General features: G+C 55.3%; 20 protein-coding genes, 1 tRNA gene and 1 pseudogene. 9 read left to right on the top strand and 13 right to left on the bottom strand.

Going from position 1 to position 23852, the window contains the following annotated elements:
- Window positions 1–120: 120 nt before the first annotated feature.
- A complete protein-coding gene (locus ABVF61_RS25800; protein ID WP_299484081.1) occupies window positions 121–414 on the bottom strand; it encodes a hypothetical protein in 294 nt (97 codons plus the stop codon).
- Between the two features lie 369 nt (window positions 415–783).
- Between ABVF61_RS25800 and ABVF61_RS25805 the strand changes: the two genes are divergently transcribed.
- Both ABVF61_RS25805 and ABVF61_RS25810 read left to right on the top strand, forming a co-directional pair.
- Window positions 784–859, top strand: a tRNA-Lys gene (locus ABVF61_RS25805).
- A gap of 366 nt (window positions 860–1225) precedes the next feature.
- Window positions 1226–1735 (top strand): hypothetical protein, encoded by a 510-nt coding sequence (locus ABVF61_RS25810; protein WP_353996381.1) that lies wholly within the window; start codon window positions 1226–1228, stop codon window positions 1733–1735.
- A gap of 121 nt (window positions 1736–1856) precedes the next feature.
- Here the strand turns inward: ABVF61_RS25810 and ABVF61_RS25815 are convergent, their stop codons facing one another.
- Both ABVF61_RS25815 and ABVF61_RS25820 read right to left on the bottom strand, forming a co-directional pair.
- Window positions 1857–2723, bottom strand: coding sequence for a hypothetical protein (locus tag ABVF61_RS25815; protein ID WP_353996382.1), 867 nt, complete (start codon window positions 2721–2723; stop codon window positions 1857–1859).
- A 566-nt stretch (window positions 2724–3289) separates the two neighbouring features.
- Window positions 3290–3967 (bottom strand): hypothetical protein, encoded by a 678-nt coding sequence (locus ABVF61_RS25820; protein WP_353996383.1) that lies wholly within the window; start codon window positions 3965–3967, stop codon window positions 3290–3292.
- A 563-nt stretch (window positions 3968–4530) separates the two neighbouring features.
- Between ABVF61_RS25820 and ABVF61_RS25825 the strand changes: the two genes are divergently transcribed.
- On the top strand, window positions 4531–4797 hold the full coding sequence (locus ABVF61_RS25825; RefSeq protein WP_353996384.1) for a hypothetical protein: 267 nt from the start codon (window positions 4531–4533) through the stop codon (window positions 4795–4797).
- Window positions 4798–4876: 79 nt separating this feature from the next.
- Window positions 4877–5449: a glutathione peroxidase gene (locus ABVF61_RS25830; RefSeq protein WP_353996385.1), complete on the top strand. Its 573-nt coding sequence runs from the start codon at window positions 4877–4879 to the stop codon at window positions 5447–5449.
- Window positions 5450–5456: 7 nt separating this feature from the next.
- On the opposite strand, the gene ABVF61_RS25835 is transcribed toward ABVF61_RS25830, so the two are convergent.
- From ABVF61_RS25835 to tpiA, 7 genes are all read right to left on the bottom strand, one after another.
- A complete protein-coding gene (locus ABVF61_RS25835) occupies window positions 5457–5861 on the bottom strand; it encodes a thiol-disulfide oxidoreductase DCC family protein (protein WP_353996386.1) in 405 nt (134 codons plus the stop codon).
- A 161-nt stretch (window positions 5862–6022) separates the two neighbouring features.
- Window positions 6023–9172 carry an efflux RND transporter permease subunit gene (locus ABVF61_RS25840; protein WP_353996387.1) on the bottom strand — a complete coding sequence of 1050 codons (3150 nt, stop codon included), beginning with the start codon at window positions 9170–9172 and terminating at the stop codon, window positions 6023–6025.
- Window positions 9173–10336, bottom strand: a complete 1164-nt coding sequence (locus tag ABVF61_RS25845; protein WP_353996388.1) for an efflux RND transporter periplasmic adaptor subunit — start codon at window positions 10334–10336, stop codon at window positions 9173–9175.
- Window positions 10337–10523: 187 nt separating this feature from the next.
- A complete protein-coding gene (locus tag ABVF61_RS25850) occupies window positions 10524–11351 on the bottom strand; it encodes a VOC family protein (RefSeq protein ID WP_353996389.1) in 828 nt (275 codons plus the stop codon).
- A 25-nt stretch (window positions 11352–11376) separates the two neighbouring features.
- A complete protein-coding gene (gene pyrG / locus ABVF61_RS25855) occupies window positions 11377–13005 on the bottom strand; it encodes a CTP synthase (RefSeq protein WP_353996390.1) in 1629 nt (542 codons plus the stop codon).
- 132 nt (window positions 13006–13137) lie between these two features.
- Window positions 13138–13524, bottom strand: coding sequence for a preprotein translocase subunit SecG (gene secG / locus ABVF61_RS25860; protein WP_353996391.1), 387 nt, complete (start codon window positions 13522–13524; stop codon window positions 13138–13140).
- A gap of 103 nt (window positions 13525–13627) precedes the next feature.
- Entirely contained in the window at window positions 13628–14392 is a 765-nt protein-coding gene (tpiA, locus tag ABVF61_RS25865; protein WP_353996392.1) for a triose-phosphate isomerase, read from the bottom strand.
- Window positions 14393–14622: 230 nt separating this feature from the next.
- On the opposite strand from tpiA, the gene ABVF61_RS25870 reads away from it, so the two are divergent.
- Genes ABVF61_RS25870 through ABVF61_RS25890 form a run of 5 tightly spaced genes read left to right on the top strand, consistent with a single transcriptional unit; the run spans window position 14623 to window position 20089 of the window.
- The gene (locus ABVF61_RS25870; protein WP_353996393.1) at window positions 14623–16515 is read left to right on the top strand and encodes a peptidylprolyl isomerase; all 1893 of its coding nucleotides are present in this window, start codon (window positions 14623–14625) and stop codon (window positions 16513–16515) included.
- A gap of 17 nt (window positions 16516–16532) precedes the next feature.
- On the top strand, window positions 16533–17552 hold the full coding sequence (gene trpD / locus ABVF61_RS25875; RefSeq protein ID WP_353996394.1) for an anthranilate phosphoribosyltransferase: 1020 nt from the start codon (window positions 16533–16535) through the stop codon (window positions 17550–17552).
- 4 nt (window positions 17553–17556) lie between these two features.
- Entirely contained in the window at window positions 17557–18369 is an 813-nt protein-coding gene (gene trpC, locus ABVF61_RS25880; protein WP_353996395.1) for an indole-3-glycerol phosphate synthase TrpC, read from the top strand.
- 5 nt (window positions 18370–18374) lie between these two features.
- Window positions 18375–18887 (top strand): cyclic pyranopterin monophosphate synthase MoaC, encoded by a 513-nt coding sequence (gene moaC, locus ABVF61_RS25885; protein WP_353996396.1) that lies wholly within the window; start codon window positions 18375–18377, stop codon window positions 18885–18887.
- Window positions 18887–20089 (top strand): molybdopterin molybdotransferase MoeA, encoded by a 1203-nt coding sequence (locus ABVF61_RS25890; RefSeq protein WP_353996397.1) that lies wholly within the window; start codon window positions 18887–18889, stop codon window positions 20087–20089. The genes moaC and ABVF61_RS25890 overlap by 1 nt, the downstream gene beginning before the upstream one ends.
- A 62-nt stretch (window positions 20090–20151) precedes the next feature.
- Here ABVF61_RS25890 and ABVF61_RS25895 read toward each other — a convergent pair whose 3' ends face one another.
- The 3 genes and pseudogenes from ABVF61_RS25895 to ABVF61_RS25905 all read right to left on the bottom strand — a co-directional run.
- Window positions 20152–21480, bottom strand: coding sequence for an HlyD family type I secretion periplasmic adaptor subunit (locus ABVF61_RS25895; RefSeq protein WP_353996398.1), 1329 nt, complete (start codon window positions 21478–21480; stop codon window positions 20152–20154).
- Window positions 21477–23225, bottom strand: a complete 1749-nt coding sequence (locus tag ABVF61_RS25900; RefSeq protein WP_353996399.1) for a type I secretion system permease/ATPase — start codon at window positions 23223–23225, stop codon at window positions 21477–21479. Before ABVF61_RS25900 ends, ABVF61_RS25895 begins: the two co-directional genes overlap by 4 nt.
- Window positions 23226–23542: 317 nt before the next feature.
- A pseudogene (locus ABVF61_RS25905) lies at window positions 23543–23852 on the bottom strand (FAD binding domain-containing protein); the annotation flags it as partial.

Consider the following 23852-nt stretch of genomic DNA (forward strand, 5'->3'; position numbering starts at 1 on the left):
CCAAACAAAATAGATAGACGCGGAGGCTGGAATCAAAAAAGGCGCCTCAGCGCGCCTGACACCTGAACCTCTTCAGGTAAATGCGTCGGCCCCTACCCCAAGCTGATCGCACCATGCATCTTAGTTTGATCGCCCTCCCCGAATGACCTCGAAGAGCATTCCCTTGAGTTCTTCTTCCGACTCACCGTCTCGAAGGCCCTGGCGCCACTGATCAATGATCAACCGCAGACCGAGCGTTTCCCGGTTGTGCGGCAGCTCACCGATGAAGCTGGCGAAAAACGCGTCGAGTTGCTCGCGATCCACCACGCCCTGATCGATCAATCCGTGAATGAGCGTCATCGTCGCCGCAATGTGGCCTTTCACGAAATCGAACTCCACCGAGTTCGTATGTGTGTCTATTGTTGTTGTACGCATGAAACCTCTCTCGTCACGGATAAAGGTACAACACAAAACTATATTGCGCTACCTGACAGTTTTTGCAGGAGAATGATCTTTATCTTCTTAATTCGGAACATTCTAAACAAATGTTTAGAGAAGAAGATAGGTTCACTGTAAATTATACTACCAGTTGGTATTCATTAATCATTATTTATACTCATAGAGACGTTTATCTAAGCGAAAATTTCGCAGACTTTTGGAGTGAACCTCCAATTACTGTCAGAATTGCGACGGCCTGTTGAAAAAATCAATTTTGCCTCTTGCAAAGTCCCTTTTGTCGGCATAAACACACGCCACCAACGCGGCGGTGCCTCCTTTCGCACCCACTGCTCCGGAATTTGGTGAGAGCCGATAGCTCAGCTGGTAGAGCAACTGACTTTTAATCAGTAGGTCCAGGGTTCGAACCCCTGTCGGCTCACCAATATTTCTAACAAAATCAAACAATTGCAGCCGCTTTGGAACCCAGAGACCGACACTCTCTGCGTTTTGGGTTTCGAATTGGGTTCCGGAGGTATTGCTTTGGAAACCCTGAGAATGACGGATCGGTGGCTTCAAGCACTTAAACCGTCAAATGAACGACAAGAGTATGCAGACAGCATATGCCCCGGCTTACGGCTCCGCGTCGGCAGCCGATCGATGTCCTGGTCGTCTCTTGTGCGAGGCCCTGGCGGGAGAAAGCGCGTTGCGCTCGGCAAATATCCAAATAAGCCTGCAGGCCGCCAGGTTTCTCTCTGATCAACCTTCTACCGGCGCAAGATCGCCAAGCGTTTAAAAGTCAAAAGACACTGTGAAGCATGGCAGTCTTCGCGATCTAATCAAGTTCGCTTTAACGCAGATGCTATCTGAGGGCATCGCAACAGCCGACCAGTGCGAAGCGTATCTTATTGACCGCAAGGAAAGCGCGTTCAATGTCATTGGCACTGATGATGCAGGCGTCGATGTTCCGGCAAACCAGATCACACAAGATGATGTGTCACGTTGGTTGTGCGGTTTTCATCAAGCTGGTGCGTTGACCAGCCATCCGCGTGCATACCTATCTGCAGCGTTTGGACGTTGTCTTTCGGCCGATCACGACCCAACAGGCCCGAACCCTGAGCTACGCTTCAATTTGTCCACGAAACTGGTCACATACACGGGCGGAAAGATGAACGGTACAGCCAGAAACCGGTTCTTCTCTATGTCGGAGCTTACCGCGTTTTGGAACGGCTTTTTGTTGATCAGTGGAGACTCGGCATTGGCAATTGCCAGCTCGCAACATCAATCTCAGTCACTACGGATATCGATTAAGTCACCCTAACCTCTTTCAATGTGACCCCCTAAAAGTCTTTATCAAACGCCGGTCCATCGGTTTGCCACCAAGATTGCGGAGGCGATAGACGATCTGACCGAAGGATTGACTGGCGATCGAACGCATTTTCTCACGAAGCCGACGTTGACAGCGCCAAAGGAATGAACGAACCAACAAAAAGGTGCCCCCGAAGGACCGCCTTAAACTTCAGCTGTTTCAACTCTGCCTGAGCAACTCGCTTCCTGCGCCAACCGATCAAGAAGAGGGAACCGAGCCCACCAGCCAGAAGAGGGAGAGCGGCTGGCAGAGGAACAACAGTTGCGTTCGCAGTAATGTTTTCCAGTTTAAAAGTTGATAGCTCTGTTTTGGGTACCCAATAACCGTCATTCGGCCCGTAAGGAGGTGGATTGGGCGTTAAAACCTCGAAGAAATATCGCGTAAACAGCATATAGAACACAGCACTGCGAGGTTCTTGGTTCCAGAACTCAGAAAACAGTGTCGCCAATTCCCACGAATTGGTGGGTTGGGCGCGCGGACCGGCATAGACGAGCTGATCATTCGTTGGCCAGCCATGCTGAAACTCCTCAATAAATGAGTCTCTCGGTGGCAAATTGTTTGATGGAAACCCCACGAGGTTAGGTTCGGGCAAAGAAAAATTTTCGCGCGAAAATATACCTGAGGTTCCACCACCGTAGATTAGTAAAATTCCGCCTTGTTGAGTTTGCGTTGGCACGTCGATACCAACCCATCCAAGCGGACCATTGCTGCTGACACCGGACACATAAGTGTCGCCGAAGAAAAATTCGACTTTGGATATTGCCCCTTGGTCGTCGATGATCGCTCTATGAGTGAAGGCGTCGCCGTCTTGCAACTCAGGCGGCACCCAGCTAGACGATGAATCGATTTTTATCGTGCCTCTCAACTCAACCGCAACAGAAGCTACCGCCACTTCTGAACACAAGAAAAATGAGAATAAACAAGCAAATACTGATCGCATGTAGTACCAAGACTAATACTAATTTATGGCTGCATTGTCACAATCAGCGATAGTTCAAAGCGGTTGCATCGTCAACGTTTCGTCGTACTCTAATTGAAAACTATTCATCCTCAACGAACGACCCATCGGGGACCGCGACCATCTTCAGGCAAAACTAGCGTCGACAGCGCAGAAGCGCTTGCGTTACCGCCGTCGCACACAAGATCCATTGCAATGCGCCGACAAACGCGACTCTCAGGAAAAATGTATCTGCCTTTGCCATAGATGGAATTTCGGCTGCGATTTGGACGCCCGACTTCACATTAAACATCGTTACTGAAGCAAGCAATGCTACCATTGAGCAACGACGTGGATTGTCTTTCCAGTATACAAGTTTTGTTTTGACCAAACGCACACTTGCTTCGATTTTCTTGGCGGCTCGATACTAACAAGCTCCAAACGATACGACCGCAACAACAACAACAATAGTAAAGGTTGTAGTCAACTATTGAGCATGTCGGCTGCGTTTTCGAAAGGTCAAGCTTTTCTGCTGGCCATTGTCGTCAACCTCAGACCTGCCCAGTGACTCAGCGCATTCGAGGATTGGTCCAAGAACTGTGCTCGACCAACTTTCCGTTTGGGTGCGCACGCACCCAATTACCTTTGAAATAGCCGGACGGTCTCCAAACAGCTTCCCCTAGCACCATTACCGGAGCAACCTGGACCTCATAAGGCGCGCTAACATCCACTCCCGAGGTCTGCGACCATTTCTTAATCAAAGAATGCCCCGTCCCTTTGCCACGAGGGCTGTTGTCATCCAAAACGGCATACATTAGGGCAGCTGCTGTGCCATAGTCCCGTTCAATTCTCATAAGATTGGTGTCTAAGCCTGAAGCGGCTGTATTGCAGCAGTATAGAATAAAGCCGTTGTTAACAGCCGAAAAAACATTTTTAATATTACTAAACGCATCCACTTTTGACTCTTTTATTCCAGCACCAAGTTTTACTTCTCCTGGAGCTCCATGTGCATTTACGATGACTACGCGGATCTTTCTACCACTATCTTTCACAAGTGCTCGCAATGCATCTGATACATCAGTAGCGGTCGCATTTTTGGGGACTTTAAGGTGGATGGACGTACTTGATTTGCCAATACCGGTCACGATGGACAAGAGGCTGTTCTGGTTCTTATCATGACCAAAATCACAGCCGTAACCAGGTACATCATGCGCGTGAAGGTAAACTGCGAAAGGATATTCAGCCAAAACAACTTCCAATCAAAAATCTAAAGTACAAGTTTCGAATATCAACAAAATATAACATTCGCAAGTTTCGATCACCGTAAAAGCGCTTCAAAGCACCGTAAAAAATACGACTAGACTTTATTTCATGCAAAACTGAAAATAAGTTGCAGGTGTATATCTGCAAACTAACGAAGGTGCAAAAGAGGCTGACCTTTTTACGGTCACTTTGAATAGCTTCATTCAGTGTAGACTGCGTTCAAATCTCGCATTTCTGCGGGAATGGCGGTCTCAGATGTGTATTCGACTGCCGTCCCCCTGTCCGCCCCGCTTCCGCTTCCGGCTGGTTGGTACCGATGCAAAGCAGGCTGCAACCAGACATCGTGACGCGATTTGAAGTGCCGCTTTCGAGCCGCACTTTTTCTGTCGGTACGCCGAAATCCTCGAAAGCCTCTTGCGCGGTAATACTGATGCGACGGCCGTGATTTACGGATTGCCAAAATCCAGTCGATTTGATCAAAGATGTTCTCGTCAGAAGAGACAAGCTGAAAACGCCCTCTCAAAGCCGCCTTAGGAACCTGCGAAAGATGAAAGTGCCCATTCCCGACGAACCGACCCATATGGTGACCGCGATCGTTGCCTATGCGGGCATCGCCAAGCGGCTTCATGTCGAATTGCTGAATACGGGTGTCGACCTTGTAGCCATCAAGGCTGACCTGATGCGTGAAGCCAAGAAAACAGTGCCGCACGGCGACTTTGCGAAAGATGAAATCGGTCTCTACAAGACGATGTTCGAAGCCATCGAAACGATTTTCGACCCGACAGGCCCTAATGCGGGTGCGCAGAACCAATAGCAAATCGAAACTGTCACCTTGCAGTGAACCAAACTCTCTCCCGGACGCGTACTGAAAACGACGGATTGGAGAAGAGACAATGCCCCGAACCGGATTCACTTTGGGTCTTTTTGTCGGGGCAACATTGGCCCTCACAGCAAGTCTGACAGAGGTGTCCGCCAAACAGAGCAAGGGAAAAGCCTTGCAGTTTTCGTTCGAGATGGCCGACGGCAGTGCTCTGCCGCTCAATCAGTTCTCCGGCAAACCTATACTCGTGGTGAATACGGCAACGAAATGTGGGTTCAGCAAACAGCTTGCCGGCCTGCAGGAGCTGCATGAAACGTACGCTGCGCGCGGCCTCGTCGTGATCGCTGTGCCGTCAAACGACTTCGGCAATCAGGAACCTTTGAAAGATAGCGAAATTGCCGGGTTTTGCGAAGCCAAGTACGGCGCCAGATACCTGATGACCGCAAAAACCCAGGTGAAAGGCAAGTCGGCTCATCCCTTCTATCGGTGGGCGGCTGAGACCCTTGGCCCCGCTGCCCGTCCCTATTGGAACTTTCACAAATACCTCGTCGGATCGGATGGATCGATCATTGCCTGGTTCTCGACACCGACCAAACCGACATCGCCCATCATCATCAAGGCTATCGACGCAGAGCTAGACGGTTGAGCTGCCGCTATGGCTGAGAATTTGCAGGTGATACGGTGGACCGAAGGCTTGCCTGACAATGCGTGTGACGTTTGAACCGATGATCGGCAAACCGCCGGTACGCAAACGAGATGCCTTGATAAATGCCGGGAAGCGCGGCGAGCCGCGCCAGCAACCGCCAGCCCCTGAATTGGCGCCAGATGACCAGAAAGGCGTCCAAGCCGGTTTCGATCGTGCCATCTTCATTGCGGACGCGAAGATAGAGCAAGGCCTCTGACTGGCTTATGCCCGTACCCTGCAATAGCTGCGGATGTGTTGCGATATCGTTCCAGGCAATGCTGGTTCTCGGCGTCAGCCGTTTGTAGTAGCCGATCTCCCTTGAACAGAGCCCGCATTTGCCGTCGTAGTAAACCTCGATCAACAATCTCACCATTCGTTTGCCTGACTGAGGATATCTACGATGGTGATGAAAGAACGGATCGCGCAAGCTGTGGAGTATATCCATCTGCATTCATGCCGTGACGGGGCACATAGAGCAAGGCCGGTCAGACACCTGGTATCGACCGGCCCAACGTCGTGTCTATCTTCTTCGACTCATCCGGCCGGTGCACTGCGGCTGACATGTCCCCCGCCGCCGAAGAGGCTCTTTGCCTTTTCACGCAGGAACTGCAGGCAGACATAAAGCACGGGGATCATCAGGACGCCGATCACCGTCGCAAACAGCATACCGCCGAAGACAGCAAATCCGATCGCCTTTTGACTGGCGGCCCCCGCGCTTGACGCCGTCATGAGCGGGACCACACCGAGCAGGAACGAAAGTGCCGTCATCATCACCGCCCGGAAACGAAGGTGAGCGGCCTCAGTGGCAGCTTCCATAATCGACTTGCCGGTATCGCGCTGTTCCATCGCGAATTCAACAATGAGGATCGCGTTCTTCGCGCCCATGCCGACCAGCATGATCATCCCGATCTGCGTATAGAGATTGACGTCACCACCAGTCACGAACACGGCAACCAACGCCCCCATAATCGCGAAGGAGACCGACATCAGAATGGCAACGGGCATGGTCCAGCTTTCATACTGGGCAACGAGAAACAGATAGGTGAACAGGATCGACAGCATCAGGATGAACATGACGATATTGCTCGCGCCCTGTTGCTGCTGCGCGGTGCCTGTCCATTCATAGGTGTATCCGGGTGGAAGGGCTCCCGTCGCGGCCGATTCCATCTCGTTGATGACCACCCCGGTTGAAGCGCCCGGAGCCGGATCCGCCATGACGGCCGCGGCCCGGAACATGTTGTAGCGTGTCAGGATCTGCGGTCCGAGCACATTCTCGGTCGTCAAGATGCTGCGGAGCGGAACCATGGTGCCGTCCTGAGAGCGGACATAGAGCCGTCCTATATCTTCCACCTTGTCGCGGTACTGACCCTCGGCCTGGATCATCACTTTGTAGACACGGCCGAAGATGTTGAAGTCGTTGATATAGAACGAGCCGAGATAGGCTTGCAGCGTCGTGAAGACGTCGGACACGCCGATCCCCAGCGTCTTGGCTTTTTCCCTGTCGAGATCGACAAAGACCTGCGGCACGTTCGCCCGGAAGGTCGAATAAGCGCGCGCGATTTCTTCGCTTTGGTTGGCCGAATAGACCATCGACCCGACCGCAGATGCGAGGTCCTGCGGCGTGCCGCCCCCCGTCTGCTGCAGCATCAGCTGCACACCGCCGGTCGTTCCAAGGCCCGGGATCGGCGGTGGGTTGAAGGCGATAATATTGGCGCCCGGAATGGTCGAGAAATCGGCCCAGAATTTCGCAAGGATCGCATTGATGCGAAGGTTCGGTTCCTGCCGGTCTTCCCAGTTGCTCATGGTCGCAATGACCAGCGCAGCATTTGAGGAGGTCGCCCCGTTCAGGATTGAAAAGCCGTTCACGATGACAACGTTGTCAACGCCAGGGACGGCCCGGGTGAGCTCAACCACACGATCTGTCACGGTTTCAGTCCGTTGCAGGGCAGCTCCGTCGGGAAGCTGAACATCCACCATCAGGTAGCCCTGGTCTTCAGACGGCAGAAAACCCTGCGGCAGCGTGCTGCCGAGCGACACGATAACGGCAATCGCCCCCCCGACAATGATCAGACCGATAAAGGCAACCCTCACCAGGCGCCGGATTATGGCAGTGTAACCGTCGCGTACGCCCGTAATGCCGCGATCGAACAGACCCATGAGACCCTTCGGAGGGCCGGACCTTGCCTTGAGAATAAGCCCGCAAAGCGCCGGTGAGAGCGTCAGCGCGTTGATGGACGAAATAACAACCGAAACCGAGATCGTCACCGCGAATTGCGAGTAAAGACGACCGGTAATCCCTGGCATGAAAATCGTCGGCACAAACACCGCCAGAAGCACCAGTGTCGTCGCAATGACCGGGCTGGTGATCTGCTCCATCGCCTTGGCCGTTGCTTCCTTGGGTGACAGCCCCTCCTCCGCGATGATGCGTTCCACATTCTCCACCACGACGATCGCATCGTCGACCACGATGCCGATGGCAAGCACCAGCGCAAACAGCGAAATCGTGTTGAGCGACATGCCAAGGGCAAGCAGGACAGCGAATGTTCCAATCAGCGAGACCGGAATCGCAACAGTTGGAATGATTGTCGCGCGCCAGTTGCCGAGAAAGATGAACACCACCGACACAACAAGCAGGAACGTCAGAAAGAGCGTCGCGATCACATCGTCCAGAGAAGCCTGCACAAAATCAGTTGTGTTGAACGGCACGGCATAGGCAACATCATCCGGAAAGGCCTGTGCGAGGTTCTCAAGACGCGCCAGGACGTTCTCCGAAACCTGGAGTGCGTTGGCGCCCGGAGCCTGATAGATCGCCAGAACGGTTGAAGGCTGACCGTTGAACTCACCGGAAGCATTGTAAAACTGTGCGCCGAGTTCGACCCTGGCAACATCGCCGATCGTGACAATGGCGCCGTCGTCACCTGTTCTCAGGACGATTTGTTCAAATTCCTCAGGCGTCGCCAGCCGGCCCTTGGCCTTGATCGTGTACTGGAACTGTTGTCCGTCCGGAACAGGAGGTGCGCCAATCTGACCGGCGGCAACCTGGATATTCTGGTCTTTGACGGCAGCGATAAAGTCGCTCGGCGTCATGCCGAGACTGGTCAGCCGATCGGGATCCAGCCAGATACGCATCCCATAGGCGAAATCAGTCATCACATCCGCGCGCCCAACGCCCTGGACGCGCGCAAGTGCATCTTTCAGATTGATGGAAGCGTAGTTCGACAGAAAAACCGGATCATAGGTGCCGTTCGGCGAATAAAGCGTGATCACCAGCAGCATATTCGTGCTGGCCTTTTGAACAGTCACACCATTTGCCGTCACTTCACTCGGAAGCTGACTGGTCGCCTGTGACACTCTGTTCTGCGTGTTGACCGTCGCGATGTCCGGATCTGTTCCGACGGCAAATGTCACGTTCAGCGAATAGTTGCCACTGTCATTGCTCGTCGACTGCATGTAGATCATGTCGTCGACGCCGTTTACCTGCCCCTCGATGGGAGCAGCAACCGTTTCCTCCAAAACCTCAGCGTTCGCACCTGTGTAGGTTGCCGAAACGTTCACGACGGGGGGCGTAATGTTGGGAAACTGCTCAACCGGCAGGGAAACGTACCCCAGGATACCGGCGATCGTAATCACAATGGAAATCACCAGCGCAAATTTGGGCCGGTAGATAAAAAAGCGAGAAAACATTTAGCTTTGCTCCGCCGGCTGGGACGCAAGTACGGGATCGACTTCGACACCTGGCCGGACCTTTTGCAGACCTTCCGTTATGACTTCTTCGCCTTCAGACAAACCCTTGGTGACAACGAAATTGGTTCCGATTTGCTGGCCAAGTTCGACATACTTCTGCTCGACCTTCTTGTCGGAGGTAATCGCCAGTGCAAAAGCACCCTGCTGGTCCCGCTGGATCGCGGCTTGGGGAACAACCAGCGCGGTTTCGGTGTTGGGCGCTTCCAGGAGCACGGTGACATAGGTTCCGGCAAGGAGCCTGACATCCTTGTTGTCAAATTCACCCCTGAAGGAGATTGTTCCGGTTGAGGCATCTATCTCGTTGTCGATATAAACGATCTTTCCCGTTTCACCGTATTTGTCCCCATTTGGAAGCACGAGGCTAATCGACGGTGCTTCATCGGGAGACAGATCCGCAGGACTGATATTGTGCGTTTGGACTGCATTGAGGTACTGCGCTTCGCTCACGGAAAAATTGACATAGACCGGCGCGAGCCGGATCAGCTTGGCAAGGGCGTTGGTGTTTGGTCCCACAAGCTCGCCAACGCTATAAGCGCTTTTGCCGATCTGGCCGGGAAACGGCGCGGAGATGTCCGTGTAGCTCAGGTTGAGTTCGGCTTGCTGCAAGGCAGACTGCGCAGCTTCCACCGAGGCCTCGGCCTGCTGTTTCTGGGCGAGCGTTGCCTCGTACGCCGCCTCGGAAACGTGTCCTTTTTCCAGAAGATCCTTGTCCCGTTTTTCATCGGCGGCCTTGAGCGCTGCATCTGCTTTTGCGCTTGCAAGATCTGCCTTTGCCTTTGTCAGCTGGGCTTCGTATTCGGCCTTTTCAATTGTAAATAGAAGGTCGTCCTGCTTGACGAAGGACCCGTCCGGCACCGCCTTGTTCTCCAGAAATCCGCTGACCCTGGCAACGAGATCGACCTGATCGACGGCTGCAATCTGACCAACGAATGTCTCACTCTGGCGAACATCCTCAGACGTTACCTTCGCCACGGTCACGGAAGGGGGCGGCGCTGCCGGTGCTTCGGACTGCTGCGAATCGTCTGAACAGGCAGCCAGAAAACTGGCGGCTGCTACAGTCAAAACAAGGTTACGGGACAAAGGGGCGAAACGCAGAAATGGCATACGGGAACTCCGCTTTCAGACCGGTGGGTCGCGCGCGCGATCGGAGTTCACTATAAAAGGACTGATTGATTCAACAAGCGAATTTTCGTGGCGGCCAGGTATCGGCGCTCGGGAAGATTACGTTACGTTTTTGATCCGTGTAGCCATCTCAGTTCTTTTGACAAGTGTATTCTCGGCTCAATGCCGTTCAGGCAGCATCAGGTGTGAGAATGACTGTCAGACCGAACAACTCACTCGCTGGAGTGATCTTCTTTTCGGCGATAGACGAAGACGCGAATTCGATTGCCGCAATCTGTGGCAAACCGTTTCTGACCGCATGAGCAGCCTCCTGACCGACCAGCGCGCGGTATGCTTCAGGATTGAGGACAGAGAGTTTACCACGAGCTGTTTCAAGCTCCAGGCCGAGGCTGGTTGCGCGCATTTCCCTTTGACCCGTGAAGGCGCCCAGAAATTCATGGTGATCCGACGGGTCGCCCGCAATCATGTATATGCAGCGAATATCCTGCGCTCCATTTGCATGTTGCTGAAACGCCGGCTTCCAGAAATTCTCGGGAAATTTATTGTGGCAGGTGAAGTAGCCGATCTTCGGGCTTAGCGGATCGCGCAGGATCGTTAGATCGAAGGCCACCTTCGCCGTTTCGCCGCCAGGCAGATGTGCCGTTCTTTCAAACGAAAAGGGTTCAAAAAGGTCCAGACCTGACTTTTCAAAGTCATCACGGTCACCGCCGGCGCCCTGACTATCCAGGACCAGCATGCTCGCGCCCTCTCCGGTTTTCAGGAAGTCGCGGTTAAACGCGCCGAAGGAAAAAGTCCTGCCGATCGTTTCCGTTATCAAAGACGGATCGGCGACGCTCAGCAACTCGATGAAGAAACCGTTGAACTGAATGAGCCGGTTGGCGGTCCCGAAAGGATGCCTGTTTTCGGGCGTAATTGTAAAGCCCATCGCTTCATAGGCACGGCCTGCCGCGTCGAGATCGTTCACTGCAACAACGAGATGATCCAGGCCACGCAACATTTTGTTCCCCTCCAGACCCGTGTCGTCAGACCAGGCGGCTTTGTTGAACAGCAGCGCCGATAAACGAGCCGAACAACGGGTGCGGCTCAAATGGTCTGGACTTGAGTTCCGGGTGATACTGCACGCCTATGAACCAGGGATGATCCGCAATTTCGACCGTTTCCGGCAGGATGCCGTCCGGGGATGTCCCGGCAAAGATCAACCCGCAATCTTCCAGTTTTTCCCGATAACCTATATTGACTTCATACCTGTGCCGATGCCGTTCCGACACGTTATTCTTTCCATAGATCTCGGCAATGCGTGAGCCCGGTTGAAGCGTTGCGGGATAAGCGCCAAGACGCATTGTGCCGCCAAGATCGCCATCTTCGTTCCGAACTTCCTTTTCGTTTCCTTTGGTCCATTCGGTCATCAGTCCGACAACCGGTTGATCCGTCGGCCCGAATTCGGTCGAATTGGCATCGCCGATACCGGCCATATTGCGTGCAGCTTCAAGGACAGCCATCTGCATTCCGAAGCAGATGCCGAAATACGGGATATTGCGTGTCCGGGCGAAATGCGCTGCTGCGATCTTGCCTTCCGCACCACGTTCACCAAATCCGCCGGGTACCAGGATACCGTGAACACCTTCCAGATAGGGACTTGGATCCTCCTTCTCGAAGGTTTCCGATTCTATCCACTCCAGATTGACTTTGACCCTGTTGGCAATTCCGCCATGGACCAGCGCTTCGATCAACGACTTATAGGCATCTTTTAGGACCGTGTACTTGCCGACAATCGCGATCTTGACTTCACCTTCCGGATTGGCGACGGCCTCGGAAATGCCTTCCCAACGCTCAAGCACCGGTGCCGGGGCACCTTTCAGGCCGAACGCCGCAAGCACTTCATCGTCCAAACCTTCATTGTGATAGGCAATCGGAACGTCGTAGATGGACTTCACATCATAGGCTGGAATGACAGCGCTCTCACGCACGTTACAGAAAAGCGAAAGCTTCCGTTTTTCCGTTTCCGGGATCGGACGGTCACATCTGATCATCAGGATGTCCGGCTGAATACCGATCGAGCGCAGCTCCTTGACCGAATGCTGAGTCGGTTTGGTCTTCATTTCGCCAGCGCTCGGAATATAGGGCATCAGGGTCAAATGCACATAAACAACATCTCCGCGCGGAAGATCGTTACCCAGTTGTCTGATCGCCTCGAAGAACGGCAGCCCCTCGATGTCGCCGACCGTGCCGCCGATTTCGACAAGAACGAAGTCGTAACCGTCATTACCGGTCAGCACGAAATTCTTGATCGCATCGGTAACGTGGGGAATCACCTGAACCGTACCGCCGAGATAATCGCCCCGCCGTTCCTTGGCGATTATGTCCTGGTAGATTCGGCCGGTCGTGATGTTGTCCTGCTGGTTTGCCGGCCGTCCGGTAAACCGTTCGTAATGCCCAAGATCCAGGTCTGTTTCCGCGCCATCATCGGTCACGAAACACTCGCCATGCTGGTAAGGGCTCATCGTCCCAGGGTCGACGTTGAGGTAGGGATCAAGCTTCCTCAAGCGAACTTTGTATCCGCGCGCCTGGAGCAATGCGCCCAGAGCCGCAGAAGCAAGACCTTTTCCAAGCGAGGAGACCACGCCGCCGGTAATGAAAATAAATCGCGCCATGGACCAATACCATATCCTTGCCGAATGCCGTTTGGCCACTCGGGAGTTGCGTTCTTAACACATAAAAATACCCTGCGGGCGAAGCCGCAGGGCACTTGTTGTTTTAGGGGCCGGGAGGCCGCTGGCGCAGGTTTACTGCGCCGCTGGCACTTGCGGACCGGACGGTTCGCTCTGTTGTCTCAACGAGTCCAGAATACCACCCGAGCCACCGGCAGGAGCGCCATCGCCCGTTGCCGGAGCGCCGTCCGTTGTTGCCGGAACAGCATCGAGTATCGATGCCGGGCTGTCTTCGTTCTGCGCAATAAGGCTCAGCGCAAGCGACGTTGCAAAGAAAGCCACCGCGAGGACGGCCGTTGCCCGCGTCAGGATATTTGCCGTGCCTCGGCTGGACATAAGCCCGCCTCCGCCGCCGCCACCGCCGCCGATGCCAAGGGCACCGCCTTCAGAACGCTGCAGGAGGACAACAAGCACCAAGGCCAGCACGACCATCAGGTGGATAACGATGACTACGGTTTCCATCGAATGCCATTCTGTCTAAATTTCAGGTTTGGCGGCCTTCTACACCAGACGCCGCGCGCTTTCTACCCTTCAATTGAGCGTTCGACACAGAAGCTTCAAGAGGCTAGTCCTTCGAATAGGCTTCCAGAATACCCAGGAAGTCCTCAGCTTTGAGGCTTGCACCACCCACAAGAGCCCCATCCACGTGCTCTACTGCCATCAGTTCGCCTGCATTAGCCGGCTTTACCGAGCCACCATAAAGCAGACGCATCCCCGCTCCGGCCTCTCCAAATCGATCTGTCAGAACATCACGCATGGCAGCGTGCATTTCCTCAACGTCCTGCGCAGTCGGCGTCAGACCAGTCCCGATCGCCCAGACCGGCTCGTAAGCGATCACGGTGTTTACCGCGGTCGCGCCATCGGGTACGGACCCGCTGAGCTGACGTTTGACGATTTCGATCGCCTGTCCCGCTTTGCGTTCTGTTTCCGTTTCGCCAACACAAATGATTGCCAGGAGGCCCGCACGCCAAGCCGCTTCTGCCTTTGCATGCACATCTTGATCGCTTTCGCCGTGATCGGTCCGGCGCTCGGAGTGACCGACTATAACGGCCGCCGCACCAGCGTCGCCAAGCATCTCGGCTGAAACATCACCTGTATGTGCACCCGATTTTTCGGCGTGACAATCCTGCCCACCCACCGCAAGCGCGCTGCCCTTCGCAACATCGGAGAGCGCCGAAAGGAGCGTCGCAGGTGCACAGATCATCGTGTCGACACTCTCGGCAAGGTCACCGCTCAAACCGGCTTTCATTTTATGAAACTCCGCGAGGCTGGATCTGAGCCCGTTCATTTTCCAGTTGCCGGCCACAAGGGGCTTGATCGTCGCGCTCATCGGTTTAGATCTCCCAATAAAGAAACAATGAATTGGCGCTTATAGAGCAGAAGCGCAGATCTGTTGCAATCGTCTGGTGACCTGGATCTTTTCCTGCTGTCACAAGTTTGTACCTGGCCGTCTTGCAGCTGAAGCGCCACGTCATTATGATCCGCCCGCCCCGGCACGACCCGGGCCTGCATTGTGCCGTGCTTCGCGGCGCTCGAAACGATAAGAAAACGGGAGTCGTCATGCTTGACGCGCTGCGCAAAGGCGCTGGTACCTGGCTTGCCAAGCTGTTCATCGCATTGCTGATTTTTAGCTTCGCCATCTGGGGCGTAACGGATTTCCTTCAAGGATTCGGTCAGAACACGGCGGCTAAAGTCGGTGACACGGAAGTCACGATGGCCGACTTCGACAGAACCTATCGCCAGGACCTGAACCGGCTTGCGCAACAATTCGGCCGGGCGCTAACTGGAGAAGAAGGTGCTGCACTCGGCATTCCACAGCAGGCTCTCGGAAGATTGATCGCGGAGGCGGCGCTGAACAACACCGCCCAGGGCCTCAAGCTTGGGGTTACAGATCAGCGTCTCGCGACGCTTATTCAGGCCGACCCGGCCTTCAGAGGATTAAACGGACGATATGACCGCAGTCGCCTCGACCAGGTCCTGCGGGCGAATGGGTATCAGGAGGACGAATATGTCGTGCAACGCCGCCGCACTGCCGAGAGAAATCAGCTCGCCGAAGGTATTGCGGGAAGCCTGTCTGCGCCGCTCAGCTATCTGGAGGCATTGTCTGCCTACCAGGGAGAAACCCGCAGTGCAGACTATGTTCTTCTGACGGACGACACGATCGGCGAGATTGATGAGCCCTCGCTTCCCGCACTCAATACGTATTTTGAAGAGAACAAGGCCAACTTCAGAGCGCCTGAGTTCAGGGAAATCAAATATCTCGCGCTGACACCGGAGACTTTGGCGCGCCCGGAAGACATTGCGGAGGAAGACGCCCTTTCCGAGTATGAACAAAGGGCAGAACAGTATTCGCAGCCCGAACGGCGCAGAATACGGCAAATGTCATTCCCTTCGAGCGAAGCGGCAGAAGAAGCCGCCGCTGAGCTCGCCGGTGGCAAAACGTTCGACGAACTCATGGAAGACCGGGGACTGAGCAATAATGACGTGACCCTTGGTGAGATGGCCAAAGCCGACTTCCTGGATGAGACGCTTGGAGATGTTGCCTTTACGCTCGATCAGGGCGCTTCGAGCGGGGCTGTGGACGGACGGTTCTCGACCGTTATCCTGAACGTTGAGGAAATCCTGCCGGAAAGCACGAAACCGTTTGATGAAGTCAAGGAAGAGATCACCCGTGATCTTGCCGCGGAACAGGCCGAGCGGGAAATTCTGGATCTGCTCGACGAGGTGGAAGACGCGCGTGCCGGCGGTGCTTTGCTGGAAGAAATCGGCGAAAGATTCTCGATCCCGGTAGAATCGGTTGAGGCGTTCGACCAGTCCGGAAAGTCAGCTTCCGGCGCCGACGTTTCGCTCCCCGATGCGCAAGGGCTTGTGGCTGGAACGTTCGAGAGCGACGTAGGCGTTGAAAACGACGTACTTCAATTCGGCTCCCAGGGCTTCCTTTGGTACGAGGTCGATCAGGTCATTCCGGAGCGCGACCGTACGCTGGACGAGGCTCGAGACGACGTCGTCGCGGCGTGGAAAGCCTCCGAGTTTGCGAGTCGCCTGAGCGACAAGGCGACCGAACTCCTGAACAGACTTGAGAACGGTACGCCGCTTGATTCTGTTGCGAACGAAGAACAGCTTGAAGTGAGGAGCGTCGAAAACCTAGCCCGAACCGCACCGTCAGGTGACTTCAGTCAGGACGCCATTTCCGCACTTTTCAGTGGGCCTGTCGGCACCAACGCAATCACACCCTCGGCTGACGGCAATGGCAGACTGGTTCTGACTGTTACGTCTGTTTCCGTGCCGGACTTTGATGCCGCCTCTCCTTCGATCGATGCGCTCAATCAACAGCTGTCACAGCAAATGCGGGACTCTCTCGTCGGACAGTTCATCACAGACCGGGAAAACGAAGCCGGTGTTGAGATCAACCAGGCCGGAATCGCCCAGGTGATCGGATTGACGCAACACTGACCTGAGGTGGATGGAGAATGAGCACAAGCTCTTTCAAAGACTTAATAGCCAAAGTCGCCGATGGTCATGCCCTGAGCCCTGATGAGGCACGAGAGGCTTTTGAAGTCATCTTGTCGGGATCAGCGACGCCTTCCCAGTTGGGCGGCTTCCTGATGGCTTTGCGCGTGCGTGGCGAGAGCATTTCTGAAGTGGCCGGCGCCGTTGCGACGATGCGATCGAAAATGCTGACTGTCGACGCGCCCGATGATGCGATCGATATTGTGGGAACCGGTGGTGACAGCTCGGGCAGCTATAATATCTCGACCTGCACGGCAATTGTGGTGGCCGGATGTGGTGTTCCTGTTGCGAAACACGGCAACAGATCGCTGTCTTCCAAGTCGGGTGCAGCAGAAGCGTTGTCAGAGCTGGGTGTCAACATAGACATCGCACCGGCCAAAATTTCCGAGTGCATTGAAAAAGCGGGCATCGGTTTCATGTTTGCACCGCTGCACCATGCAGCCATGAAGCATGTCGGGCCAACCCGAATGGAGCTCGGAACGCGCACCATATTCAACCTTCTCGGACCTCTTTCGAACCCCGCCGGTGTCAAACGGCAGATGGTTGGAGTCTTTGCCCACAAATGGGTGGACCCGGTGGCAAAAGCGCTGAAGGAACTGGGGACAGAAAAGGCCTGGATCGTGCATGGATCCGATGGAATGGATGAAATCACAACGACAGGACCAACATTTGTCAGCGAGCTACGGGACGATGAGGTCAGATCGTTTGAAATATCGCCAGACGATGCTGGTCTGCCTCATGCTGATGCAAGCGCCTTGAAGGGCGGATTGCCGGCTGAAAACGCAAGAGCCCTTCGAGAGGTTCTTGCAGGCGCAAAGAACGCTTACCGTGATATCGTCCTGTTCAACTCTGCGGCCTCTCTGGTGGTCGCGGACAAGGTCTCAAACCTCAAGGATGGTGTGGAACTTGCGGCCGCGAGCATCGACAACGGCTCGGCGGCCGACACGCTGGAGAAACTGGTCGCGGCTTCGAACGGATAACAACATGGCTGACATTCTGCAGAAGATTGAAGCGTATAAGCGCGACGAAATCGCGGCCGCAAAGTCGTCCGTGCGACTTGAAGAGCTCAAGGCCCGCATTGCCGACACACCACCTCCGCGCGGGTTTCATGCCGCAATAGAGGCGAAACACGCGAATAAGCAATACGCCCTCATAGCGGAGATCAAGAAGGCGAGCCCGTCAAAGGGGCTGATCCGGCCCGACTTTGATCCACCGCTTCTGGCAAAAGCCTATGAAGACGGCGGCGCGGCGTGCCTTTCTGTCCTGACCGACACACCGTCCTTTCAGGGCAAACCGGAATTTCTGACAACCGCAAGGGACGCGGTGTCGCTCCCGGCCCTGCGCAAGGATTTCCTCTATGATACCTATCAGGTCTACGAAGCGCGTGCTTGGGGAGGTGATTGCATCCTCATCATAATGGCCGCTGTCGACGATGACACGGCCAGCGCGCTTGAACAGACCGCGTTTGAGCTCGGCATGGATGTCTTGCTTGAGGTCCACAACGGCGAGGAGTTGTCTCGCGCCCTGAAGCTGAAATCACGGCTTGTCGGCATCAACAACCGAAACCTCAAAACATTCGAAACCAAGCTGGAGACAAGCGAGGAACTGGCCCCGAATGTTCCCTCTGATCGCATTGTCGTGGGCGAGTCGGGACTGTTCACACCGGAAGATCTTGGACGGATGAACAAGGTGAATATCTCAACATTCTTGATCGGCGAAAGCCTCATGCGGCAGGACGATGTTGCCTCGGCAACCCGGAACCTGCTTGCTCGGTCCGCCTTGTCGGAAGCGGTTTGAAGTCGATGTCTGACAAAGACCCTGAGCTAACGCATCTCGATGCGACGGGCGCGGCCAATATGGTTGACGTATCCACCAAAGAAGTCACACACCGGATTGCAGTCGCTCGTGGCACCGTCACGATGCGCCCCGAGACGCTGGAGCTTATCCGATCCGGCAATGCCAAGAAGGGCGATGTGATCGGAACGGCAAGGCTCGCCGGCATATTCGCGGCAAAACGAACTCACGAGCTGATACCGCTGTGTCACCCTCTCCTTCTGTCGAAAGTCAAGGTCGACATAGAGCCCGACGACACGTTGCCCGGGCTTGTCGTTTTGGCAACGACAAAAGTAAGCGGACAGACCGGTGTCGAGATGGAGGCGCTCACAGCCTGCTCGCTCGCCTGCCTGACGATCTACGATATGGCCAAGGCGGTCGACCGGGGCATGGTGATCGGTGACATCCGGCTTGTGGAAAAGGCTGGCGGTAAATCCGGACACTGGACACTCGAAAAAGACGGCAGCGAAGGCGGAACCTGATGAGCTTGATGCCCGTCGCCGAAGCACTTGAAAAACTCCTGTCCGACGTTTCGAGGCTTGAACCAGAAGCGGTTGCGCTCGAAAAGGCAAATGGCCGCGTTCTGGCGGAAAACCTTGTCTCAAAGCGTACACAGCCACCATTTGCCGCCTCTGCAATGGATGGATACGCCACACGCCATCGGGATCTGGCAGTCGGCAGCGAACTTGACGTTATCGGCGAAGCGCCAGCGGGCCATGGTTTCGCCGGCGCGCTTGGTGCTGGCCAGGCGGTCCGTATTTTTACCGGCGCCCCGGTTCCTGAAGGTGCTGACACGATCCTGATCCAGGAGGATGCATCGCGCAACGACGACCGGATCACTGTTAACGAAGTTCCGCGCAATGGCGCGTTTGTGCGCCCGGCAGGGCTCGATTTTCAGGAGAACCAGATCCTGCTCTCGCCGCCGCTCAAGCTGACCTATCGCCATCTTGCGCTCGCGGCGGCAATGAACCATCCGCACTTGCCTGTCGTCAAACAGCCCAAAGTCGCGATCCTTGCAACGGGCGACGAACTCGTTCGGCCGGGAAGCGAACCGGGGCCCGATCAGATTATCGCTTCGAACCACGCAGGCATCGCGGCCATGGTCGAAGATTGCGGCGGGTTGCCTCTGGACCTCGGCATCTCGCCGGATGATCCGGTGGCGCTTGCAGGACATGTGCGGCGCGCCTTGAGCGAAGAGGCTGATATACTGGTAACACTTGGCGGAGCGTCTGTCGGCGACCATGATCTGGTACAGGAGGTTCTGGGCCAGGAGGGCATGGACCTCGCCTTCTGGCGCATTGCGATGCGCCCGGGCAAGCCGCTCATGGCCGGCCGGCTTGGACGGACGAGAGTTCTAGGCCTGCCGGGAAATCCTGTTTCAAGCCTGGTCTGCGGCCTTTTGTTCCTGCGTCCCCTGATCCGGAAGATGCTCGGCCTTCCGTCCGGACTGTCGGCTCCCAAACAGGCTTTTTTAGGGGCGAATCTCGGCGAAAATGACCGGCGTCAGGACTATGTCAGGGCAACGCTTCATGAAGATGCGGATGGACGGCTGATAGCAACGCCGTTCGAAACACAAGACAGTTCCATGCTGGCACTTCTTGCAAAATCAGGTGCATTGATTATCCGGCCACCGCACGCCCCGGCGCAAGAAGCCGGAGCTGCGGCCGAAATTCTGGTCCTTTAGCCCAAGGACAGTTAAAGCTGCGGGCAGATGTCCCTGCCCGCTTCCAATAGGCCTAAGCTGGCTTATCTTTCCCGCATCGCGTGAGCAATCTGGTCGGTCACCGGTTTGACGAGGTAACTCAGAACCGTCCGCTCGCCCGTTTGCAGGAACGTTTCGACCGGCATTCCGGGAACCAGCGTCTGTGATCCGAGTTTTTTCAGTTCGGCATCATCAATAATCAGCTTCGCTGTGTAGTAGCTCAATCCGGTGCGCTCATCTTCCGAAAGGTCGGCAGAGACTGTCAGGAGTTTGGCGTTCAACTCAGGAGTCGTCCGCTGGTCAAAGCTTGGAAAGCGGATCCGAGCCTCCTGCCCGGGTGCAAGCTGGTCGATATCGACGGGTTGAACCTGCGCCTCGATAATCAACTGGTCTTCGCGCGGCACGATCTGCATGACCGTCTCACCAGGTGCAATGACCCCTCCGATCGTGTGGACGGAGAGCTGGTGCACAAAGCCGTTGCGTGGCGCCAGAATGTCGACACGGGTCAGTTCATCTTCCGCAGCAATTTTCTGTTCTTCAAGCTGTGCGATACGCGACCGCGCTTCCTGCAATTGTTCCAGCACCTCAGCCCGGTAGGATTCTTCAATTTGAAGGATCTGGATCTGCCGCTCGCTGATCGCCTCGTTGGTCCTTGCAATCTGGGCGATCAGATCGCCGTATTCGCCTGAAAGACGCGCCTGCTCTCGGCGCAGGGCCGAGACCCGGCTCTTTGAAACCAGTTGTTTGTTGAGCAGACCGCCAAGGTCTTCAAGCTCTTCCTTGATCAGCTCAATTTCAGACTCCTTCGCCACAACCTGGGCTTCCAGGCCTTCGGTCTGTTTATTGAACTGACGGATCTGTTCTTCGAGCTGCTGCTTCCGGCCTTCCTTTGAATTTTGCCTGGCTTCCAGGAGCAACTGCTGGCCACGCTCAATGTCACCGAGGGATTCGATACGTTCCCCTGGCCAGGATATGGCAGCCAATTCATCACGTTCAGCTTCCAGCCTCAGCTCCTGCGCCGTCAGTTCCCTGAGTTGCTTGGTGACGACCGACAGGTTGGCGCGCGTAACGGTGTCATCGAGGCTGAGCAGCAGGTCGCCGGCCTCAACCATGTCGCCGTCCTTCACCTTGATTTCTTTGACAATGCCGCCTTCACGGTGCTGAACCTGTTTGATGTTGCTTTCGACAACAACCGTTCCCGAGGAGACAACCGCACCGGAGATCTCCATGAACGTTGCCCAGCCACCAATGCCGAAGACGACGAATATCGTGACCAGCAATGAGAAATAAAGATGGCTGCGAACCGTTTTGCTCAGGGCGTCGTCAGCCGGATTGGCTGGTGTGGCCTTTGTTTGTGATGGCGCCTGTTTCATCGGGCTGCTCCTACTCCCTGACGCACAGGCTGGATGGGTTGAACAACCTGCTTGAGAACTTCTTCCTTGGGTCCGAAACCGGCCATCTTGCCGTCCTTCAGACACAGGATCTTGTCGACAGTCGCAATGGCGCTTGGCCTGTGCGCGATCACGATGACAATCGAGCCTTTCTCGCGCATTGCCTTGATGGCGTTGGTGAGTGCACTCTCGCCGATGGCATCAAGGTTGGAATTGGGCTCATCAAGAACCACCAGGAACGGATTGTCGTAAAGCGCTCTGGCAAGGGCAAGACGCTGTCGCTGCCCGGCGGAAAGAGAACGCCCGCTTCGGCCGATAACGGTGTTATAGCCTTCCGGAAGCCCGACAATCATGTCATGCACATCGGCGAGTTTCGCAGCTTCGATGATTTTCTCCGGTGCGGCATCTTCGCGAAAACGTGCAACATTTTCGGCGATAGTGCCATCGAACAGCTGAAGGTCCTGAGGCAGATAGCCGATGAACTCACCCCGCTTTTCGCTGTCCCACTGAGAGAGTTCCGCACCGTCGAACCGGATGACCCCCTTCAGGGGAGACGTTACCCCGACAAGTGCCCGCGCAAATGTTGATTTGCCGGATCCTGATGGCCCGATCACACCCAGACCGTCTCCGGCCTGAAGCTCGAGCGTCACATTCTGCACGTAGGGCATGGTTTCGCCGAACGGGCCGCAATACAACTGTTCAACTGTTATTCCTTTGTCGGGCAGCGGAAGGTCCATTTTCTGTTCTTCCGCGTCCGCAACCACCAGGACTTCGCGCAAACGGCGCAAAGCCTGCCGGCTTGCAACGAATCCCCGCCATTGGGCGACGGCCTGTTCTATCGGCGCCAAAGCGCGCGACGTCATGATAGATGCCGCGATCATCACGCCCGGAGTGATTTCCTGCTGAATGGCAAGCCAGGCGCCAACGGCCAGAATTGCCGATTGCAGGATGAACCGGATCGTCTTGATGGTTGTTCCGAAAACACCTGTCGTATCAGCGGCACGGCGCTGAGTTGCAAGGTATTCGGAATTCTGTGCATCCCACCGTGCGGTCAGCGTGGGTTGCATTCCCATGGCGGCAACGACTTCAGCATTCCTCTGGCCGCTCTCAACGGCCGCGGAGCGCCGTCCCGCCTGACCGGACGCGTCTTCCGTCGGTCCGCGGGACATATACTCGTTGAGCACGATCAGGATAGAAATAATAAGGGCTCCAGCCAGCCCTACCATCCCAAGCAGCGGGTGAAAGAGGAAAACAATTCCAAGATAAAGCGGCAGCCAAGGGATATCAAAAATGGCGGCCGGACCTGGACCGGACAAAAACTGGCGGATCGTATCAAGATCCTGAACCGGCCGAAGGCGCGAGGCTTGGCGCCCCAATCTGACCGGCAGGCTGTTTGAAACCTTGTAGACAATGCCTGAAAGCCTGGCATCCACGCGCTGTCCGAGGCGAGATAGGATCCGGCCGCGCACGCCTTCAAGGATGCCGTAAAATAGATAGAGCACCATGGCCAGCGAACCGATCACCACAAGCGTCGGCACAGACCCGCTCGCAAGCACGCGGTCATAGATCTGAAGCATGAATACCGGGCCAGTCAGCATCAATATGTTGATGACAAAACTGACCACCGCCACACCCCAGAATGCAGAGCGAATGGGTCGAAAGGCAACGGAAACCGGATTGTCCCGCCCGCTGCCGGATTTAAGTGCCCGCTGATTTGCTACAGCCATCTATACCTCTGTCCCGCCGTTCATCGCCTTCCGGCATTATGCCACCCGACATTGAAGGTCAAATTAATCGAAATTATGCGTCCATCAGTCCGATTTGGGTGCCCTCACGATCCCATCGTGCAAGATTGCCGGTTTTCGATTAAAGGTTTACCACCTCCATGTAGATCTTGCCGTATCGTAGATCACACATCGCGCATTCCTGCAGCGTTTGTTTGTCCCGATCTGATACGCAAAACGCGTCCTTTGGATTTTGAATACAAGAAACCCGGCTTTTATCAAGCCGGGCTTTCAACATCGTGACAATAAAACAACGTGTTTTAACCAGCTGCGCTGACGGCTCGTTTTGCCATGACGGTAACGAGGTTTGCTCTGTAGGCTGCGGATCCGTGGATGTCGTTCAGCATGGCGCCGGCGTCCACCTTGATGGAAGCGACCGCGTCGGGCGACCAGTTGCCGGCAAGCGCTGCTTCCATGCCGTCGACCCGGAAGACGCCGTTATCGCCCGCCCCCGTCACGGCAACCCGCACAGAGCCGTCCTGGTGCTTGGCCACATAAACACCCGTCATCGCATAGCGCGAGGCCGGGTTCGGGTATTTCGCATAGGCCCCCTTCTCGATCAGCGGGAAC

It is taken from the genome of Roseibium sp. HPY-6, from assembly GCF_040530035.1.
Classification (GTDB): Bacteria; Pseudomonadota; Alphaproteobacteria; order Rhizobiales; family Stappiaceae; genus Roseibium.

Coding starts and splice junctions, on each gene's coding strand:
- ABVF61_RS25800 (WP_299484081.1), bottom strand. CDS start 414: ATGCGTACAACAACAATAGACACACATACGAACTCGGTGGAGTTCGAT.
- ABVF61_RS25815 (WP_353996382.1), bottom strand. CDS start 2,723: ATGCGATCAGTATTTGCTTGTTTATTCTCATTTTTCTTGTGTTCAGAA.
- ABVF61_RS25825 (WP_353996384.1), top strand. CDS start 4,531: ATGAAAGTGCCCATTCCCGACGAACCGACCCATATGGTGACCGCGATC.
- ABVF61_RS25830 (WP_353996385.1), top strand. CDS start 4,877: ATGCCCCGAACCGGATTCACTTTGGGTCTTTTTGTCGGGGCAACATTG.
- ABVF61_RS25835 (WP_353996386.1), bottom strand. CDS start 5,861: ATGGTGAGATTGTTGATCGAGGTTTACTACGACGGCAAATGCGGGCTC.
- ABVF61_RS25840 (WP_353996387.1), bottom strand. CDS start 9,172: ATGTTTTCTCGCTTTTTTATCTACCGGCCCAAATTTGCGCTGGTGATT.
- ABVF61_RS25845 (WP_353996388.1), bottom strand. CDS start 10,336: ATGCCATTTCTGCGTTTCGCCCCTTTGTCCCGTAACCTTGTTTTGACT.
- ABVF61_RS25850 (WP_353996389.1), bottom strand. CDS start 11,351: ATGTTGCGTGGCCTGGATCATCTCGTTGTTGCAGTGAACGATCTCGAC.
- pyrG (WP_353996390.1), bottom strand. CDS start 13,005: ATGGCGCGATTTATTTTCATTACCGGCGGCGTGGTCTCCTCGCTTGGA.
- secG (WP_353996391.1), bottom strand. CDS start 13,524: ATGGAAACCGTAGTCATCGTTATCCACCTGATGGTCGTGCTGGCCTTG.
- tpiA (WP_353996392.1), bottom strand. CDS start 14,392: ATGAGCGCGACGATCAAGCCCCTTGTGGCCGGCAACTGGAAAATGAAC.
- ABVF61_RS25870 (WP_353996393.1), top strand. CDS start 14,623: ATGCTTGACGCGCTGCGCAAAGGCGCTGGTACCTGGCTTGCCAAGCTG.
- trpD (WP_353996394.1), top strand. CDS start 16,533: ATGAGCACAAGCTCTTTCAAAGACTTAATAGCCAAAGTCGCCGATGGT.
- trpC (WP_353996395.1), top strand. CDS start 17,557: ATGGCTGACATTCTGCAGAAGATTGAAGCGTATAAGCGCGACGAAATC.
- moaC (WP_353996396.1), top strand. CDS start 18,375: ATGTCTGACAAAGACCCTGAGCTAACGCATCTCGATGCGACGGGCGCG.
- ABVF61_RS25890 (WP_353996397.1), top strand. CDS start 18,887: ATGAGCTTGATGCCCGTCGCCGAAGCACTTGAAAAACTCCTGTCCGAC.
- ABVF61_RS25895 (WP_353996398.1), bottom strand. CDS start 21,480: ATGAAACAGGCGCCATCACAAACAAAGGCCACACCAGCCAATCCGGCT.
- ABVF61_RS25900 (WP_353996399.1), bottom strand. CDS start 23,225: ATGGCTGTAGCAAATCAGCGGGCACTTAAATCCGGCAGCGGGCGGGAC.